Source organism: Pseudomonas sp. DVZ6 (assembly GCF_024259445.1).
Lineage (GTDB): Bacteria > Pseudomonadota > Gammaproteobacteria > Pseudomonadales > Pseudomonadaceae > Aquipseudomonas > Aquipseudomonas peradeniyensis.
In genome coordinates this window covers 1-443 of the sequence record NZ_JANCLM010000117.1, presented here as the reverse complement: position 1 = coordinate 443, position 443 = coordinate 1, and the positions used below count along the sequence as shown (strand labels likewise).

Annotated in this window: 1 protein-coding gene; it reads left to right on the top strand. The window is 71.6% G+C overall.

The genetic code is table 11. The features are described from left to right. Window positions 1-443 (top strand): hypothetical protein (locus tag NMG10_RS25880; protein ID WP_254465384.1); only part of this gene is annotated, 443 nt, incomplete at both ends.

Below are 443 nucleotides of genomic sequence, written 5' to 3'. Positions count from 1 at the left end.
CTGGACCTGCTCGGCGCCGACCTGGACAACGGCGCCGGCCTGATCACCACCGCCGGCCCACTGACCCTCGCCAACCTGGCCAAGCTCTCCAACCAGGGCGGCGAGATCTCCACCGCCCAGGCCCTGCGCCTGGACGTCAGCGAGCTGGACAACCGTGACGGCAAGCTGATCAGCGAGCAGACGCTGAGCATCACCAGCGGCGCCATCGACAACCGCAACGGCCTGGTCTCGGGCTGGCAGGGGCTGACCGTCACCGGCCAGAGCCTGGACAACCGCCAGCAGGGCACCCTGTCGAGCCGTTCCGGCGCCGTGCAGGCGACCGTGGCCGGCGCCCTGCGCAACAGCGACGGCGGCGCGCTGGTCGCCCAGCAGCGCCTGGACGTCAAGGCCGACAGCCTGGACAACAGCGCCAAGGGCATCCTGTCCAGCGGCAGCGGCCAGCA